Here is a 15,620-nt window from a genome sequence, read left to right as displayed (position 1 = left end):
TCATTCCGGGGCCTTATGGCCCCGTTTGAGGACTTATGCGAGCATTCATATTTCTATTTATTTCGTTGTTATCCCCATTGGTTCAAGCTTTTGAACTATTTCCTATGGTGAGCTTTTTCTCCGCTCAAGGCAGCAAAACTGAGCAATCGTTTCAAATAAACAATACAACAAATCAACCATTGCCATTAGAGGTCTTTGTTAAGCAAAGACAGGTATCAGATAGCAATACAGAGAAATTGATTGATACCGAGGATTTTTTTATTTTTCCACCTCAAGTACTTGTTCCACCGAGTAGTACGCAAATGATTAAGGTTAAGTACATTGGCGACGATGTTTCTCGTTCTCAATCATATAGAGTGATATTTAGCCAACTCCCAATCAAAGACGATGTCGCTCAAAGCAGTATCAAGATGTTGTTCCAAATCGGTGCATTAGCCTTTGTATCTCCGGACAATGTCACCAATTTAATGTCAGCGAATATCACTTACAAAAATAATGTACCAGTTGCTATGGAACTTGCTAACGATGGTAATGGAGTGGTGATTATACCGCAGCTATCTTTTACGGTTACAAGTGAACATCAGACTTACCACTGGAAATGGCAGGATATTCAACATCTACTAAGTCAACAATATCTAGTCCCAGGTGAGTCGATAAGTATAGCGATGAACACTTTGCTATCGCCACAAGATAGACAAGTAAAGGTGGAAATAAAGGAAATCTGGTGACGAGTATTCCAGCTTTACCCTTATGGATCAGTTTACTGCTGACATTGCTACTGCCCTTACCTACCCAAGCAATGAGCTTGTCATTGCCGCTAGAAATTGATGGAAGAGTTCTTGGTGATATAGCAGTCAACTTAGATGGAACTGTAGTTGATTCAGTTTCATACCACTCACTAAAATCTTTACTTGGCCCAAAGATCACCGATGAAGTTTGGCAGAGTATTTTAGCGGCAAGCCAAGATAGCAACGATATGATCTCCCTTAAAGCATTAGCCCAAAAAGGGTTAGATATCACTTTTAATCCATCTACTTTATCTTTAGACCTTAGCGTTAAGCCCGAAGCTTTTGGTTTATATGACGTAGACTTCAGTGATCCATTTAGCTCATTTATTCCCTCAAAAAGTGGTTCTTTCAGCTGGCTCAACAGTATCAATTTTAACCACTCTCAAAATTGGGAAGCAAGGGACAATAGCCATTTTTCGAGCATTGATTGGTTAGCTCAAATGAACTTTGGCGGTGCAACGGGAGTGAACCTCTCGTTAGCAAACCATATAGAAGTCACAGATGAAACGAACAACTTCTTACGTGGAGAATGGGTCGCTTTTTACGATAAACCTAATATGCCCTTCAGACTCTCGATAGGGGATGTTGGCTCTGGTACTAATGTCGCTGGTCATTTGTCAGGGATCAGTATGGGGGGACTTTCAGTATCAAGTAATTATGCAGAACTACAACCCGATCGTGTTATTGGGCCTAATAACAATCAAGAATTAATTCTTAAAGAAAGCGCTGAAGTTGAAATAACTGTCAATGGTCAGCTAATTTTTAGTGGTAGACAAGAAGCTGGCCGTTTTAATCTTAACAACCTTCCAATGACCAACGGAGCCAATGACATCATCGTCGATGTTACCTATCTTTCTGGAAAATCTGAACGTTTTGTATTCAGTCAATTTTATAATAGCAAACTGCTAAATGAAGATATGCTCAATTTTGGGTTAAGCGCTGGAGCCCCATCTATCTATGCCGAAAATGGCGTAGATTATTTAGATACGTGGACCGTAATGGGTTTTGCCGAATATGGTGTATCGTCATGGCTAACTCTTGGCGTTAATGGCGCGATAGCGCAATATGGACAAATACTTGGAGCAACAGCCACTCTCGGAACTTCTTGGGGCAACCTATCTAGCCGTGTTTCATTAAGTAATTTAGATGACACTGGTATTGGTAGTGTCGTGTCATTTACATTTGAAAGCACTGTTGCCGGCAACTCTAATAACACTCCCAATCTCAGAGTAAGTGCCGATTTTGCAGACTCATTTACTTCATCACCTTGGGATATTGAAGTTTTACCCACCTCTTATGAGCGCTATTTAGCCAACTATGTCTGGGTAATAAATAATGCATGGGACACAACAATATCGGGCTCCTATTACAAAGACACTCACGATACAGCCCAAAGTAACCTCTCAATGACCATTAATTGGCGTTCAGGTGATTGGACTCTAGGCTCAGGGGTCACCTATAACGATGCCGCGGCTTACAACGATGACAATGACGAAGTAGAGTACTTTTTCACTATTGACTGGCGGCGCTCAAATACTCAAAACAGGCTAAACCTTGCCGCTAACTACAATAGCGCTAACCAATACGCTCGCCTTGAGGCAAGTAAAACCAATAATGACCGAGTCGGCAGTCTTGGCTATCGAGCACAACTAGAATATGAAGATGGACGAGATAGCCAGAACGCTCAATTTGATTACACTGCAAATCGCCTTAGAGTTGAGCTCGAAGTTGAACGAAATAACAATAGCAAAACCAATAACGAAGCAAGTTACACAGCATCAATAAGAGGCAACACCGCAATAGGCATAGTTGATGGACATATAGGCTGGGGACGATCGAAAGAAGGGCCTTTTGTTATTTCTAAACTCCATCCATCACTGTCAGAGCAGGAGATTCTTTTAGGTGTCGATCAAAACCAGCAATATGAAGCCTCTGGCACATCGAATATAGGCGCATTATTGCCACTCGATGTAGCTTATATTACGAACACAATTGATTTAAATGTACCTAATGCCCCTATCGGATATGACTGGGGAGAAAGTCGACTGACAATATCTCCCGGCGCAGCTACTGGCCACGTTTTTATGATTGGCTCCAATCGCTCATACACTGCAAAAGGCGTGTTACAAACAAGTAATGGTGAACCTATTAGCTATTTGCAAGGCACTATTACTAGTAAGGATTTCACGTTAGCGTTTTTTACCAATAAGTCTGGCCGTTTTTATATTCAAGGCATCGAACCAGGTAAGTATGAGATTAAAATTTCGAGTCAAAAATATAAATCCAAGACACTTACGATTACCCAGAACAATAGCCACTTAATCGATCTGGGTACGCTCTATATCTCATGTATTAAGGAGAACTGTAATGAAAATATGTAGCTTCAATAATACGATCTTAATGCTGGCGATATCTTACCTTAGCTTTACTAGCCTTGCTTATTCACAGTCTCAAAAAGAGCGAGACTCATGTAACGGTGTTTGGCAGGTTGAGTTAAAAACTCAGTCAGCAATAGCAGAAAGCAAGGGCCAAAAAGGCATATGGATCCCAGGTAATATTTATCTCGACAGGCAATTATCTGCTTGCGCAAAAGAGATTGTGATTAGACAACCAACGGGAGGAGAGCCATTGCTCAAAGGGAGCACGTCACAACATCGATATGAACTCAAAAATAAGTTACGCCAGCCACTAACACAAACCGGTAGAAGCGATTATATCCTACCGGTTTTAGGGCAGCGGAAAATAAACTTATGGGCATACATTCCTCATGGAGGCACCTTTTATCCAGGTGCATATCGAGGCATATTGGATATCGAACTCAAAAGTGATGCTAATAGTGTCATAGCGACAAACAACTATTCTTTTAATTATCAAGTCGCTCCGTATGTTCGCGCCAAAATAAGCAATACAAACGACAGTTGGCTTCCTCCAACTGGTACCTCGATTAGAATTGACTTGGGTAATTTAACTCAAAAAAACCGTAAAGAGCTCCCGCTTTTTATCGAAAGTAATAGTTATGTTGATATATCAATGTCGTCATCAAATAAAGGCAGCTTAGTTAACCTAAAAAATAAACAAAACAAAGTTCCATATCAGGTATTGTTTCTTGGTCAACAGGTAAGCTTAATCAATGAGGCAGAGTTCAGTATCAGTAACCGTCTTTTAGATGGGCAGAAAATGGCAATATACTTCGAAAACTCACCTATGCCTTTTGCTCGAGCGGGCTTATATGAAGACATTATTACCATTAACCTATTTGCTAAATAAAGCCTATTTATTACTCAATGCCAATAATTAAAAGTTCATTATTGGCATTTATTTAACATGGTAGCGTCTCACAATCTTACGACTCCCATGGCGTAATAGCGCTCATGTCATCAAGGTTGTAAGGTGTTAACTGATAGACATAATAATTTAACCAGTTACTGACTAATAGGCTGCCATGACTGTGCCATCGAGCAATTGGTGACTTTTCAGGGTCATTATCACTAAAATAATTTTCAGGGATCTCAGGCTTAAGCCCTTGGGCTAAATCACGTAAATATTCATCTTTTAACGTCGACTTTTGATATTCAGGATGCCCCATCACAAACAAATTTCGATTACTTTTGCTCAGCACCATATAAGCGCCAGCAGTATCAGACTCAGTTAACACTTGCAGCTCAGGGTGAGCTCGCAGTAATTCCACATCCATCTCAGCGAAACGTGAATGTGGTGCAAAAAATTCATCATCAAAGCCACGAAGTAACGGATAATGTTTAGTGGTTCGTTTGTGGTTAAATACCCCTGAACGTTTACTTGATAGTAATTTGCGATTTAACCCATATAGATGAAACAGCGCCGCGTGCGCTGCCCAACACAAGAACAGCACCGAAGTAACGTGTTGCTGTGACCAATCAATAATCTCGCGAATATGATCCCAATAAGACACATCTTCAAATTCAACTTGGCCTAGTGGCGCACCAGTAATAATTAAACCATCGTAGTTTTTGTGGCGCACTTGCTCAAAATCACGATAAAAGTTGTTCATATGATCAATCGAGACATGTTTAGATGCTTTATCGTGGATGCGCAGTAAGTCGACATCAACTTGCAAAGGAGTGTTACCTAAAAGGCGCAGAAGCTGGGTTTCGGTTTCAATCTTATTTGGCATTAAATTCAGTATTAATACCTTCATTGGACGAATATCTTGATTTGCAGCTCGAGTTTCTGACATCACAAAGATGTTCTCAGACTCTAAGATCCCAGCCGCTGGAAGATTGTCAGGAATTTTAACCGGCATATCGCGCCTCTTTACTAATTTGAGTGACCAACCAGAAAGAGACGCACCGAGAGTTGCTAAAGTTTAGCTCTTAGTTAGCGCGCCACCTTCTGCACTAGAACTGACATAGGCTCAATGGAGTCCAAATCAATTCGGTAAGCTTGGGTATTAATAAACATCAATTCGCCGTTATAAGTAATGCGCGCACCTATGTTGTAGGTATGCCCAGGTTCAAATTGATCTCTATTAATTAAAAATTGAAACGGAACAGGTGTACTGACATCGTTACGTTCAAACTCTGCAATAACTTCGGCAGGTGCATCAGCTAAAGAAACATCCTGAACTTGCACAGTAATAACTGCATCTTCAGGTAGCATCATGCGCTCCTTGTACCAAACCTCACCATGGATCTCCACCACTGCATTAGGTGTTGCACAACCCGTTAAAATGCCTGCTACAACCGCTAAAGATAAGAAAGGTTTAAACCACTGTTTCATTTTTATGCTCCTAATAATACATCAAGACTTCTAGAAGTCTATATGTCCGAACTTGAATTTTATATTAGTTAACGATCAAATAGTAAGTAACAAGTTATTTGACCACTATATTGAGTTACAACAATCAGATAAATATACGTAAACCGGTTTAACTTACGTGGTTATGGACGCGCATCATCCATTCTCACAATCCGTGTCACAGCAAACGACAATTAATCTTGTTCTAATACACATATCTTTCTATGATAAGTTACCTATTCGAAGTCGAATACCCATATGACACAAGCAACTGCAATAATTGTGGGCGCTAGCTCATTACTTAGCCGTGAAATTGCAAAACAACTTGCAGAAGACGGCGTTGAACTGGCGCTATTAGCACAAGATCCACAATCGCTTACCGAGTTTAGTCAATCATTGCCAACTAAGGCACAGGTTTTTCCACTGCAAATTGACGACCCGCAAGCTGTAATAGCCAGCCTAAATGCCGTTTGGCAATCTTTAGGTGGTGCCCATCTCGTTTTGGTCAATACCGGTCTTACCCATTATGATCCTGAACTGCCTTGGCAACCTGAACAAGATATCATCACAGTTAATGTGCAAGGCTTCTCGGTAATTTGCAATACGGCCTTTAGGCTATTTCGTGAGCAAGGTTATGGCCAACTCGCAGCAATAAACTCTATTGCTGGTCTGCGTGGTGGCCCAAGTGTTGCCTACCATGCCTCAAAAGCCTATGCTCAAAACTACCTAGAAGGTTTGAGCATGCATGCCCAGCGCTTGAAATTGCCAATCACCATCACTGATATCCAGTTAGGTATGCTAGATAAAGCGGCTATGCAGCAAAATCGTTTATGGCTCTCGCCACCTAATGTTGTCGCAAGCCAAGTCATCAAGGCAATGAAGGCTGGAAAGCGCAAAGCCTATGTAACTAAGCGTTGGCGTTTAGTAGCATGGCTAACTAAAGGGCTTCCTGAGTTTGTTTACAATACTCGGCATTGGAAAACCAAAGAGCAGAAAAAAGCAGAACGCGCAGCTAAGAAAGAATCTAAGTAAAGCTAAATCAAAAAATGTATAGCTTGAATGTAAAAAGGAGCCAAACGGCTCCTTTTTCATGGGTGGGATATGTCCAACTTAACGCAAATTAGAACGTGTAACCAACACTCACCATGTAAACCCATGGGTCGATATCAGTTTCAACATTTTGCGGAGCATCACCTAAGTTAAACTTAACGTCAGTGCTGATCTTTGCATACCAAACAGAAGCATTAACTAACCAACTGTCGTTAATTTTATAATCTAAACCAACTTGAGCAGCAACGCCCCATGAATTAGACATGCTTAGCTCTGATAAACCTAATTCTTTAGCTTCTTGAGTAAACTCATTATCAAAGAAGTTAGTAAAGTTAACACCAGCGCCAATGTAAGGACGTAGTTTTGAATTCGCATCGCCAAAGTAATACTGAGCAACTAACGTTGGTGGTAGGTGCTTAGTTTCAGCTATCTTGCCTAGTGAGCCTAACGATACATCGTGAGTAAACGGTGTTGCTGCTAATAACTCAATACCAATGTTATCAGTGATCATATAACCAAAGTTTAGACCTAACTGGGTATTATCGTTTACACCAAACTCAGCTATTTCAGCAACAACTGGACTAGACTCATTTGGAGCAACAACAACTGCACCAGCACGAACGATAATGTCACCAGCTTGGTGGGCTAACACAGAAGATGTGAAGCCTGCAGTTAAAAGCGCTGTAGCAACTAGACCTGAAACGATACTTTTTCTCATTATAATACTCCATAATTTACAACACGATATAGCGCGTTATTTATCAATATCCTTACATTTGCGTGCATCCTGACAGATTAAGCAGCACTAAAAATTGATCCAAATCAACTTCACCCACAGATACCCACTTTGATATATATTTAACCGATCTCGATCACAAAAACATCGACCACAATACTGTTAGCAATATGCGTTTTGTGACTTTTGCACGCATTGCTCAACAAACACCCAAACCCTGACTGCTCACATTGCAACAAAAAAACAACAAAACTAAGTAGGAGCCATAAAGTAACTAAAGGAGTCAGTGGGGGGCGTAAGTGGCATGAGTAGCGCGAGTATGATGAGTTGAATCACTCTGATGGAATAAAGATAAATCTAAAGTGGCGGTATTGAAATCAACTAGATAACAGTAAAAAGGAAAATTGAAAGCGGGAAATGCAACTTTAATGTGGCTAATCACCACACAAATAACTTAAAACTCATTAAGATAATAAATACTAGAACGAGCCCAGCCCAACCGAGGCAGCGAGTGACTATTTCTGGAGATTGCTGATTAAAGTGAGGGAACAATACTGCGCAGACTGATACCGCAGGAACTAAGCCATAGAGCAGGCCCATTTTACTTGAGGTTGCTGTAGCAAAAGGTGGCATAAACAGATAAACCAGAATATAAATGCCGTAAAATCCTAAAGCAACAAAGGCTTCTATCGGTGATATTTCACTTTCTTTTGACCAAAAGTAGAAAACCGCTAATGCGCTAAACACCAGTAAATTAATCAAGTTAGACCTACTACATTAAATAATACGAATCAGTACGAGACTGACGTTATAAAAACTGCCTTTGCTAAAATTAGCTGCGATGATAAATCAATCGCCCACAGCTCTTGTCGCCGGACTTTAATTAGCCTTGCTTGGAGAAATCCCCAGATATTGTGGCGCTTACCCGCGTTAACTGCTTTTGCGCTTAGCTATTTCTAGGCTTAACTGCTTCTACGCTTAGCAATCGCTACGCTTAAAAAGACTATGAAAAACAGAGAAAATGCGACTGCTCCAAATAGATCCTTTTCAATCAGGTTATAGACTATACCTAGAAGCATGATTGCCGAACCAATAAAGTATTCTTTCGATGACGACAATAAATTTGTTTTCATAAATATCCTTTTCAATGTAACTCCATGTCACTAAATACTAAAACATTTCCAGGCCTAACCAATCTAAACAGAAACGACTCCAGCTCAACTTGGGTATTTGTGAGAGATAGGGTCTGTAATCACTATGGTATCGCCTCGAAGCATATAATTGCCACCGTGCAAATCCATCACACCGTGTTCATCTACAAAGCTAAGCACATCAAATAGCGTTTTAAGTAGCTCTTCATGATCATCAATAATTTGATCGTCTATCACTACAGGTTTGCGCTCATCAGTACTCATATAGAAATGCGACCTTGGCTCTTGGATCTGTTCAACAAACTCATCGGCTGTTTGTACTTGGTCGTTAAAAGGCTTTTTAGGATCGGCAAACGGCAAGGTCATAGTTCGTAATGTTCCCCACAACTTACCAAAATCATAATCATGAAAATGGCTCGGACGGGTCGGCTCGGTGCCGTCATCACTAATATCTTCTAGTCGCTCCATCACATAAAAGCGTACCACTCTGCCGCTACTGAGCTCGACTGTATCTTCTCTATGTATGGTGGGAACGTGGGGGTTATCTTGATTTTCAGGGCGCATGCACCAGCGTGCAAATAGGTAGTAGCCATCAATTTTGCTGTTACACAACTTAACGACTTTATCTGGCTCACCGGGCATTTCATATACTTCGGCATAGATCCCAGTAGCAATTAAATCAAGCTCGGTAAAACGCTCTAAGTATATTGATACATCGTCAACCCGATGGATCTCTTCTGCGTTTGCTAACTCTTTAATCTCTTTAATCGCATCAAGATAAGGTTCCATTAATTGGGCCACCATTTACAACAAGTACAAATTTAGAACCATTGGTAGTCGCAAGCTAAAACAGCCTGTAAGCAAACCAACAACGAGCATCAAGCGCTCATAAGTTCACCAGTTGTCATTATCTCGCAGCTTTGGGTAGGTTTGCAACCAGCGCTTATTTTTTACACGCTGCTTAAACAAAGAGCGGCAAGCTTTGGGGTTTTGCTGAAGCGAAAAATCGAATAAACAGCTCAACCCAAAATTGCTGTGCAAAATCAACTCAGGTGAAGAGACTGATTCCGATTCAGAACCGGAGCCAAAACCGCTTGCCGAAAGACGACTAAATTGGCTACTGACAGCAACCGCGGTTTGCTTTTCAGGCCAATAACTCATGGCATCAAGGCTTGAGCGATATGGCTGATGCTCATTACGTAGATGCATTCTGGCTTGGTTCTTTACTGACCATGGAAACATAGGCGCGATACGTTTTAATTGCGCTTCGATCGCTTTGTCACGTTCAATTGATAAATCACTTAAATCAAAATAGATAAGATCAATATCATTCAACGGTGTTTGCAGGCCATGTAATTTATCCCACACTAAGTTACGGACAAACCCCGCCGCTAACATCCAATCATTTAGCTGCATTTGTTGAGCCGCAAGCAGAGCATGACATCGCTGCTCATCTTCAAGTAACCATTTGATGATGAGCTTTTGAAAATCATATTCATCTAGCTGCATTTGGTTAAGTGCTACGGCGCCAGTAATATCGCCCATTGTATCGCCTCGTTAATTCAACTCGTTCAGCAACCGATAAAAGTAATCAAAGCCTAGCTTGATAATAAAAAAGGAGCCTAAGCTCCTAAGTTATTTACCTTGATGCTTGTATCTAATCAAGGATAGCTGTAATAACAAAAATCAAGTTAAGGCGCAGGTACAGCCTTCATCAATACTTCAGTCGTGTACTTGTCGTTGTTAATCACAGGGAAACGATCATAAGTCTGGAAGATCACTTGTCCTTGATATTGGATCATCGCCACCACACCGTAATTTACGCTGCTATCAATACTATCGGCCGGTAATAAAAACTTAAACGGCACCGGCGCTCTTACAATATCAAAGCTTTTTTGCGCAATAATCATACCTGGTGTATCCAAATCGATAATCGCGATGGTAATAGCGCTTCCTTGAGGTAAGGCTAATCTTTCTAGGTAACCAGCCGCGCCATTAACCACAACAGGTGGTTTTTCTTCCACGGTGACACAAGCTGTTAGTACTATTAAACATAACAGCACTACGCTTTTTTTCATCATTGAAATCATTACTTTGATCCTTTGTTGCCACATTAATTTTATATTGTTCACACCAAACAAGTGCTAGTCTTTCTTAGTCATTCTGATAAGACCTTCTTGTGTTGCAGAAGCAACTAGCTCGCCTTGTTGATTGAAAAACTGGCCTTTAACAAACCCACGGCCACCGCTAGCATTTGGGCTTTCTATGCTATAGAGCAGCCACTGGCTGAAGTCGAACGGTCGATGAAACCACATTGCATGATCAATGGTTGCCATGCGCATACCCGGAGTTAAAAACGATACACCATGTGGCTGAGCAGCGGTCACTAGAAAGTTAAAATCTGACGCGTAAGCAAGTAGATAGTCATGAACACACAAGTTATCTGGCACTTGACCGTTCGCGCGGATCCAAACATGTCTAACTGGTTCACTTGGCTTAGGCGCGATAGGATCGCTTGGATTTACCAACCGCATTTCAATTGGCGTATCTGCCATAAACTTTTCAAGTACTTTTGATGGCACTTTATCTCTTAGTGTCATCGCAAGTTCCTGTTGGTTTAACAGGCCTTCAGGTCCCGGCACATCTGGCATGACCGCTTGATGTTCATAACCTTCTTCAGCTGTTTGAAACGAACAGGTCATATAAAAAATAGGCCGGCCTTTTTGAATAGCTTTAACCCTACGTGCACTAAAACTGCCGCCATCGCGCATTATCTCTACGTCATAGACAATAGGTAATTTTTCATCGCCAGCACGTAAAAAATAAGAGTGTAATGAATGCACTTTACGATCAGGGCTAACCGTTTGCTTGGCAGCACTTAACGCCTGCCCCATAACTTGGCCACCAAAAACATGGCCAAAACCCAAATCTTGGCTTTGACCACGAAACAAACCTTCTTCTATTTGTTCTAAAGAAAGTAACGCGAGTAAATCATCTAATACCTGGCTCATTGCAACCTAACACTCAACTAAATATGCAATAAGCTTAACTCAAGAGCAGCTGCTGCCGCTAGCTTTAAACCCTGAAGCTTGAGTGCTGTCGTAATGTAGAGCTTATGAATTCATTTTAAGCAGGCTAAATATTGGCGATGGTTCAACAAGCTATGTTCAACATACTTAACTCTGCTTGCACTTCATTAAAATAAAGAGCTGAAGTTAATTACCAGTGCTTATGTTATTCAAGCGTAATATGACGTTTTTCAGCCGAGGCTTTGGCCCAAGCTAAAACCTGCGCTTCACCGCTACGATGTACCGTAATAGGCTTAGCTTTATAAATTTCGCCCCACCGCTCTGTAATCACTTCAGGTGTACACTCTTCAGCTTTAAATCGGCTTGGTGAAAACTCGACCATTGCAGCGTGACTTATGCCACCTGCTGCCGCCAGTAAATGCTGCCCAGAAGGGCTTTTAGAACTGCATAAATACAGCATAGTTGCTGTAACTGTGGTTTTAGAAAACAGCGGTCTTACCGATGGTGCGAGATGAGCCGCAGTCATACCGGTTACCGCATGAGGAATAATACTATTCACCGCTATACCATGCTCTTCGCCTTCTAGGTGTAAGCTATTAACAAGACCTATCACCGCCATTTTGCTGGCGCTAAAGCTGGTTTCATGCATATCACCATACACAGAGCTTGCACCGCTCATCACTATGCGACCATAACCTTGGCGCGTCATATATGGCCAAACTGCTTTGGTCATATAAAAAGTCCCATTAAGATCGACATCCAATTGATGCTTCCAACTGACTTCACTCATCTGCTCAAACGCACATGGGCGATGAACGCCTGCATTGTTTATTAGAATATCTACCCTGCCCCAGCGCTCAATCACGCAATCGACCATACTGCCAATATCTTGTGAGCAAGTGACATCTAAGCTAAATGGCTGACATTCACCACCGATCGATTTAATGGCATCACAACAAGATTTCAGCCCAGATCCCGGCGAAAGATCAATTATAGGCTTGCAACTAACATCCTCTGTTTTAGCGACCTCGTTATCAACGAGTACCACTCTTGCTCCGCGCTCAGCTAAGGCAATGGCATAAGCTCTTCCTAAGCCTGATGCAGCACCGGTAACTATGGCGACCTGTCCCTCAAAACGCATAGTGCTTGACCTCTAAACAAACCTTGTTTGATGAATGGTGACGGTGCAAAAAACGCACAGCCCTATGACTAAGTAAATGGTGAAATTATATTGACTAAAAACTTACAGGTGCAATATTGCATACACTACTGCCTATCAATGTGCGCTAGGTCAAATTTATTAAACCATAATAATGAAAAATAATTCACGCTAAGCAAATTGTTAAGCTGGACACTTTTTCAGCAGCAAAATCCACTTTTTAGAAGTTGTTAAATTTGCTATGCTATAGGCAATTCTTTTTATCTTTATGTCATCCTTCTTTGACGTAAACCTCTGTAAGTAAATATAAACCATGAATCCTTGGATACTTGCCATACGCCCACGCACCTTGCCTGCGGCGATTGGACCACTGCTGGTTGGTAATGTGCTCGCACTACAACAGGAGCAGTTCAGCATGTTCATTGCAGTGATCTCGATGTTATGTGCACTGCTATTACAAATCGCAGTAAATTTAGCCAATGACTACTTCGACTTTAAAAGCGGCGTAGATACCGAAGAACGCCTCGGTCCTGTGCGCGTAACCCAAAGTGGCATGTTAAGCCCAACGGCGGTGCGTAATGCGATGGTTCTATGTTTGGTATTAGCATTAATCGTTGGCTCATTTTTGATTTACCACGGCGGTATTGTGATAGCCTTTTTAGCGGCAGCAGCGATACTCGGTGCCCTAGGATATAGCGGCGGCCCTTACCCACTTGCCTCTCATGGATTAGGTGAAGTAGCCGCGTTTGTATTTTTTGGTCTGGTTGCGGTTGTAGGAAGTTATTTTCTACAAGCAGGAGAAACCGCCACAAGTGCCTGGCTACTAGGCTCTGCTATTGGCTTTTTAAATGCGGCCATTATGCTGGTTAACAACACCCGTGATATGGAAACAGACATCAAAGCTGGTAAAAAGACCTTAGCGGTAAGAATGGGACTTGAGCAATCACGTATTTTCTACCAGAGCTTCGTATTTTTGCCGTTCGCTATCATTATTGCTGGTTTCTTTATGGGCGCATTGCCGGGCTTACCAGTACTGTTAGCTGGCCTTGCATTTATTATGGCGAGAAATCTAAGTCGTGATTTTAATGAAGTGACAGGCGCAGCATTAAATCCATTACTGGGCCGCACTGCAAAATTAACCATGATATTTAGCGCGCTATTTAGTGCCGGTTTACTGATTGATATTTTGATTGGCTAGCCAATGTTACAGAGCTAAAAACAAAAAAGCCTATCAAATGATAGGCTTTTTTATATCTGCACTTTTAGTTAGACCTTATGTAGCTTACGGTCAGAACTCCAGTTTAGGTGGTATTTTTCACCTGCTGGCTTATCTGTTCGCTCAAAAGTATGAGCGCCAAAATAATCACGCTGACCTTGCAATAAACTCGCAGGAAGCACTTCGCTACGATAACTATCGTAATACGCTAGAGCCGAGCTAATACATGGTGCAGGTACGCCGCTCATCACTGCATGCGATACAGCGATACGCCAGTTACCTTGTTTGTCAGATAACGCTTTGGCAAAAACATCCGCCATGAGTAGATTTTCTAATCCACTGTCTTGCTGATATGCCTGAGTGATTGATTGTAAGAAGGTGGCGCGAATAATACAGCCTGCACGCCAAATCTTAGCAATTTCAGCAAAGTCTAGCTGCCAGCCTTGCTCTTTTGCTTGCATCGCCATTAATTGAAAGCCTTGGGCGTAACAAGAAACTTTGGCGCAATACAAAGCATTTTCAAGTTGGTCGATAAAAGCCTGTTTATCAAGCTCAGCATCGCTATTATCAGCAGGGCCCGCTAGCAACTGGCTAAGTTGTTGCCTTTGAGATTTCTGCGTACTCACAGCCCTTGCATAAACAGCCTCTGCAATTGTCGGTGCTGGGCAGCCAATCTGCAAGCTGCTAACAGCAGTCCACAAGCCAGTGCCTTTTTGGCCCGCTTTATCTAAAATCATCTCAACTAGCGGCGCGCCAGTTAACGGATCAGCTTGCTTAAGCACATCAGCGCTGATCTCCATCAAGTAACTATTTAGACTGCCTTGATTCCACTTTGCAAACACATCAGCCACTTCGCTAGCACTTAGACCTAAACCTTGACTAAGCAGATGATAAGCTTCACAAATAAGCTGCATATCAGCATATTCAATACCGTTATGCACCATTTTCACGTAATGGCCTGAACCGGCAGGGCCAATATATGTGGTACAAGGTTCACCCTCTTTTACCGGATTACCCGGCTCAAAACGCTCAATTGGTAAACCTGTACTCGCATCTACTTTAGCCGCAATTGCTTGCCAAATCGGTTCAATTCGATTCCAAGCCGTCAGGCTACCACTTGGCATTAAAGACGGGCCAAAGCGCGCGCCCACTTCACCACCAGAAACGGCGCAACTAAAAAATAGGAAATCTTTGCTATAACGCTGCTCACGCTCAACAGTATCTGTCCAAAGACTGTTGCCGGTATCAATCACGATGTCATCGCGTTCAATACCCGCTTCAATTAATGCCTGACACACACCATCAACAGGCCCACCTGCAGGCACAGAAAGCAGTAAAATACGTGGTTTTTCTAAACTAGATAACACTTCAGAAAGATTGTTACAGCCAACAAGACGCGGCTGCCTATGCTGTTTTAGATATTGTTTCCGCTCGAGTTCTTCTTGTCGAACAGTGTCTTTTACCTTGTGTTCATCAAGATCAAACGCAGCAACCCTATACTGGTTATCCACTATGTTTAGCGCAAGGTTTTTACCCATTACACCTAAGCCGATAACACCGATATCATAAAGCTGATTTTGGTTATTCATGTAGATTAATTCCGTAGGTCACAGAGAGTTACCTATCTATTATTTTTTATATACAACAATGACGCCTGTTGAATATTGAGATGATAGGTTTAATTTTGTTAGTGATTATACAGACTTTGGTAACTT

The 15,620-nt window shown here is 41.8% G+C and carries 15 protein-coding genes; 5 read left to right on the top strand and 10 right to left on the bottom strand.

Annotated features, from left to right (window positions below; all coding sequences use genetic code 11):
• The first annotated feature begins 35 nt into the window (after nt 1-35).
• From L2740_RS10845 to L2740_RS10835, 3 genes are read left to right on the top strand one after another with little or no spacing between them, the layout of a single operon-like run.
• Entirely contained in the window at nt 36-728 is a 693-nt protein-coding gene (locus L2740_RS10845) for a fimbria/pilus periplasmic chaperone (protein WP_248950202.1), read from the top strand.
• On the top strand, nt 725-3,169 hold the full coding sequence (locus L2740_RS10840) for a fimbria/pilus outer membrane usher protein (RefSeq protein WP_248950201.1): 2,445 nt from the start codon (nt 725-727) through the stop codon (nt 3,167-3,169). The genes L2740_RS10845 and L2740_RS10840 overlap by 4 nt, the downstream gene beginning before the upstream one ends.
• A complete protein-coding gene (locus tag L2740_RS10835; RefSeq protein ID WP_248950200.1) occupies nt 3,156-4,055 on the top strand; it encodes a hypothetical protein in 900 nt (299 codons plus the stop codon). The genes L2740_RS10840 and L2740_RS10835 overlap by 14 nt, the downstream gene beginning before the upstream one ends.
• A gap of 76 nt (nt 4,056-4,131) precedes the next feature.
• Here the strand turns inward: L2740_RS10835 and metA are convergent, their stop codons facing one another.
• Together metA and L2740_RS10825 are read right to left on the bottom strand one after the other, a co-directional pair.
• Nucleotides 4,132-5,070, bottom strand: coding sequence for a homoserine O-acetyltransferase MetA (metA, locus tag L2740_RS10830; protein ID WP_248950199.1), 939 nt, complete (start codon nt 5,068-5,070; stop codon nt 4,132-4,134).
• A 74-nt stretch (nt 5,071-5,144) separates the two neighbouring features.
• Entirely contained in the window at nt 5,145-5,546 is a 402-nt protein-coding gene (locus tag L2740_RS10825; RefSeq protein WP_028768146.1) for a YbaY family lipoprotein, read from the bottom strand.
• 276 nt (nt 5,547-5,822) lie between these two features.
• Here L2740_RS10825 and L2740_RS10820 point away from each other — a divergent pair, with 276 nt between their 5' ends.
• Nucleotides 5,823-6,596, top strand: a complete 774-nt coding sequence (locus L2740_RS10820; RefSeq protein ID WP_248950198.1) for an SDR family NAD(P)-dependent oxidoreductase — start codon at nt 5,823-5,825, stop codon at nt 6,594-6,596.
• An 88-nt stretch (nt 6,597-6,684) separates the two neighbouring features.
• On the opposite strand, the gene ompW is transcribed toward L2740_RS10820, so the two are convergent.
• From ompW to L2740_RS10785, 7 genes are all read right to left on the bottom strand, one after another.
• Entirely contained in the window at nt 6,685-7,332 is a 648-nt protein-coding gene (gene ompW, locus L2740_RS10815; protein WP_248950197.1) for an outer membrane protein OmpW, read from the bottom strand.
• 456 nt (nt 7,333-7,788) lie between these two features.
• On the bottom strand, nt 7,789-8,112 hold the full coding sequence (locus tag L2740_RS10810; RefSeq protein WP_248950195.1) for a hypothetical protein: 324 nt from the start codon (nt 8,110-8,112) through the stop codon (nt 7,789-7,791).
• Between the two features lie 455 nt (nt 8,113-8,567).
• The gene (locus L2740_RS10805; protein WP_248950194.1) at nt 8,568-9,290 is read right to left on the bottom strand and encodes a hypothetical protein; all 723 of its coding nucleotides are present in this window, start codon (nt 9,288-9,290) and stop codon (nt 8,568-8,570) included.
• 105 nt (nt 9,291-9,395) lie between these two features.
• Nucleotides 9,396-10,046, bottom strand: coding sequence for a nucleotidyltransferase family protein (locus L2740_RS10800; protein ID WP_248950193.1), 651 nt, complete (start codon nt 10,044-10,046; stop codon nt 9,396-9,398).
• 146 nt (nt 10,047-10,192) lie between these two features.
• On the bottom strand, nt 10,193-10,591 hold the full coding sequence (locus L2740_RS10795; RefSeq protein ID WP_248950192.1) for a YbaY family lipoprotein: 399 nt from the start codon (nt 10,589-10,591) through the stop codon (nt 10,193-10,195).
• Between the two features lie 54 nt (nt 10,592-10,645).
• On the bottom strand, nt 10,646-11,512 hold the full coding sequence (gene tesB, locus L2740_RS10790; protein ID WP_248950191.1) for an acyl-CoA thioesterase II: 867 nt from the start codon (nt 11,510-11,512) through the stop codon (nt 10,646-10,648).
• Nucleotides 11,513-11,735: 223 nt separating this feature from the next.
• Complete coding sequence (locus L2740_RS10785; protein WP_248950190.1) at nt 11,736-12,671, bottom strand: SDR family NAD(P)-dependent oxidoreductase; 936 nt, start codon at nt 12,669-12,671, stop codon at nt 11,736-11,738.
• A gap of 331 nt (nt 12,672-13,002) precedes the next feature.
• On the opposite strand from L2740_RS10785, the gene L2740_RS10780 reads away from it, so the two are divergent.
• Nucleotides 13,003-13,887: a 1,4-dihydroxy-2-naphthoate polyprenyltransferase gene (locus L2740_RS10780; protein WP_248950188.1), complete on the top strand. Its 885-nt coding sequence runs from the start codon at nt 13,003-13,005 to the stop codon at nt 13,885-13,887.
• A 68-nt stretch (nt 13,888-13,955) separates the two neighbouring features.
• Here L2740_RS10780 and gndA read toward each other — a convergent pair whose 3' ends face one another.
• Nucleotides 13,956-15,494 (bottom strand): NADP-dependent phosphogluconate dehydrogenase, encoded by a 1,539-nt coding sequence (gene gndA / locus L2740_RS10775; protein WP_248950187.1) that lies wholly within the window; start codon nt 15,492-15,494, stop codon nt 13,956-13,958.
• Nucleotides 15,495-15,620: the final 126 nt, after the last annotated feature.

This window comes from Shewanella pneumatophori (genome assembly GCF_023283895.1).
Taxonomy (GTDB): domain Bacteria; phylum Pseudomonadota; class Gammaproteobacteria; order Enterobacterales; family Shewanellaceae; genus Shewanella; species Shewanella pneumatophori.
Note: the sequence above shows the minus strand (reverse complement) of the source record. Positions and strands in the feature narration are given on the sequence as shown.

Coding starts and splice junctions, on each gene's coding strand:
- L2740_RS10845 (WP_248950202.1), top strand. CDS start 36: ATGCGAGCATTCATATTTCTATTTATTTCGTTGTTATCCCCATTGGTT.
- L2740_RS10835 (WP_248950200.1), top strand. CDS start 3,156: ATGAAAATATGTAGCTTCAATAATACGATCTTAATGCTGGCGATATCT.
- metA (WP_248950199.1), bottom strand. CDS start 5,070: ATGCCGGTTAAAATTCCTGACAATCTTCCAGCGGCTGGGATCTTAGAG.
- L2740_RS10825 (WP_028768146.1), bottom strand. CDS start 5,546: ATGAAACAGTGGTTTAAACCTTTCTTATCTTTAGCGGTTGTAGCAGGC.
- L2740_RS10820 (WP_248950198.1), top strand. CDS start 5,823: ATGACACAAGCAACTGCAATAATTGTGGGCGCTAGCTCATTACTTAGC.
- ompW (WP_248950197.1), bottom strand. CDS start 7,332: ATGAGAAAAAGTATCGTTTCAGGTCTAGTTGCTACAGCGCTTTTAACT.
- L2740_RS10805 (WP_248950194.1), bottom strand. CDS start 9,290: ATGGAACCTTATCTTGATGCGATTAAAGAGATTAAAGAGTTAGCAAAC.
- L2740_RS10800 (WP_248950193.1), bottom strand. CDS start 10,046: ATGGGCGATATTACTGGCGCCGTAGCACTTAACCAAATGCAGCTAGAT.
- L2740_RS10795 (WP_248950192.1), bottom strand. CDS start 10,591: ATGATTTCAATGATGAAAAAAAGCGTAGTGCTGTTATGTTTAATAGTA.
- tesB (WP_248950191.1), bottom strand. CDS start 11,512: ATGAGCCAGGTATTAGATGATTTACTCGCGTTACTTTCTTTAGAACAA.
- L2740_RS10785 (WP_248950190.1), bottom strand. CDS start 12,671: ATGCGTTTTGAGGGACAGGTCGCCATAGTTACCGGTGCTGCATCAGGC.
- L2740_RS10780 (WP_248950188.1), top strand. CDS start 13,003: ATGAATCCTTGGATACTTGCCATACGCCCACGCACCTTGCCTGCGGCG.
- gndA (WP_248950187.1), bottom strand. CDS start 15,494: ATGAATAACCAAAATCAGCTTTATGATATCGGTGTTATCGGCTTAGGT.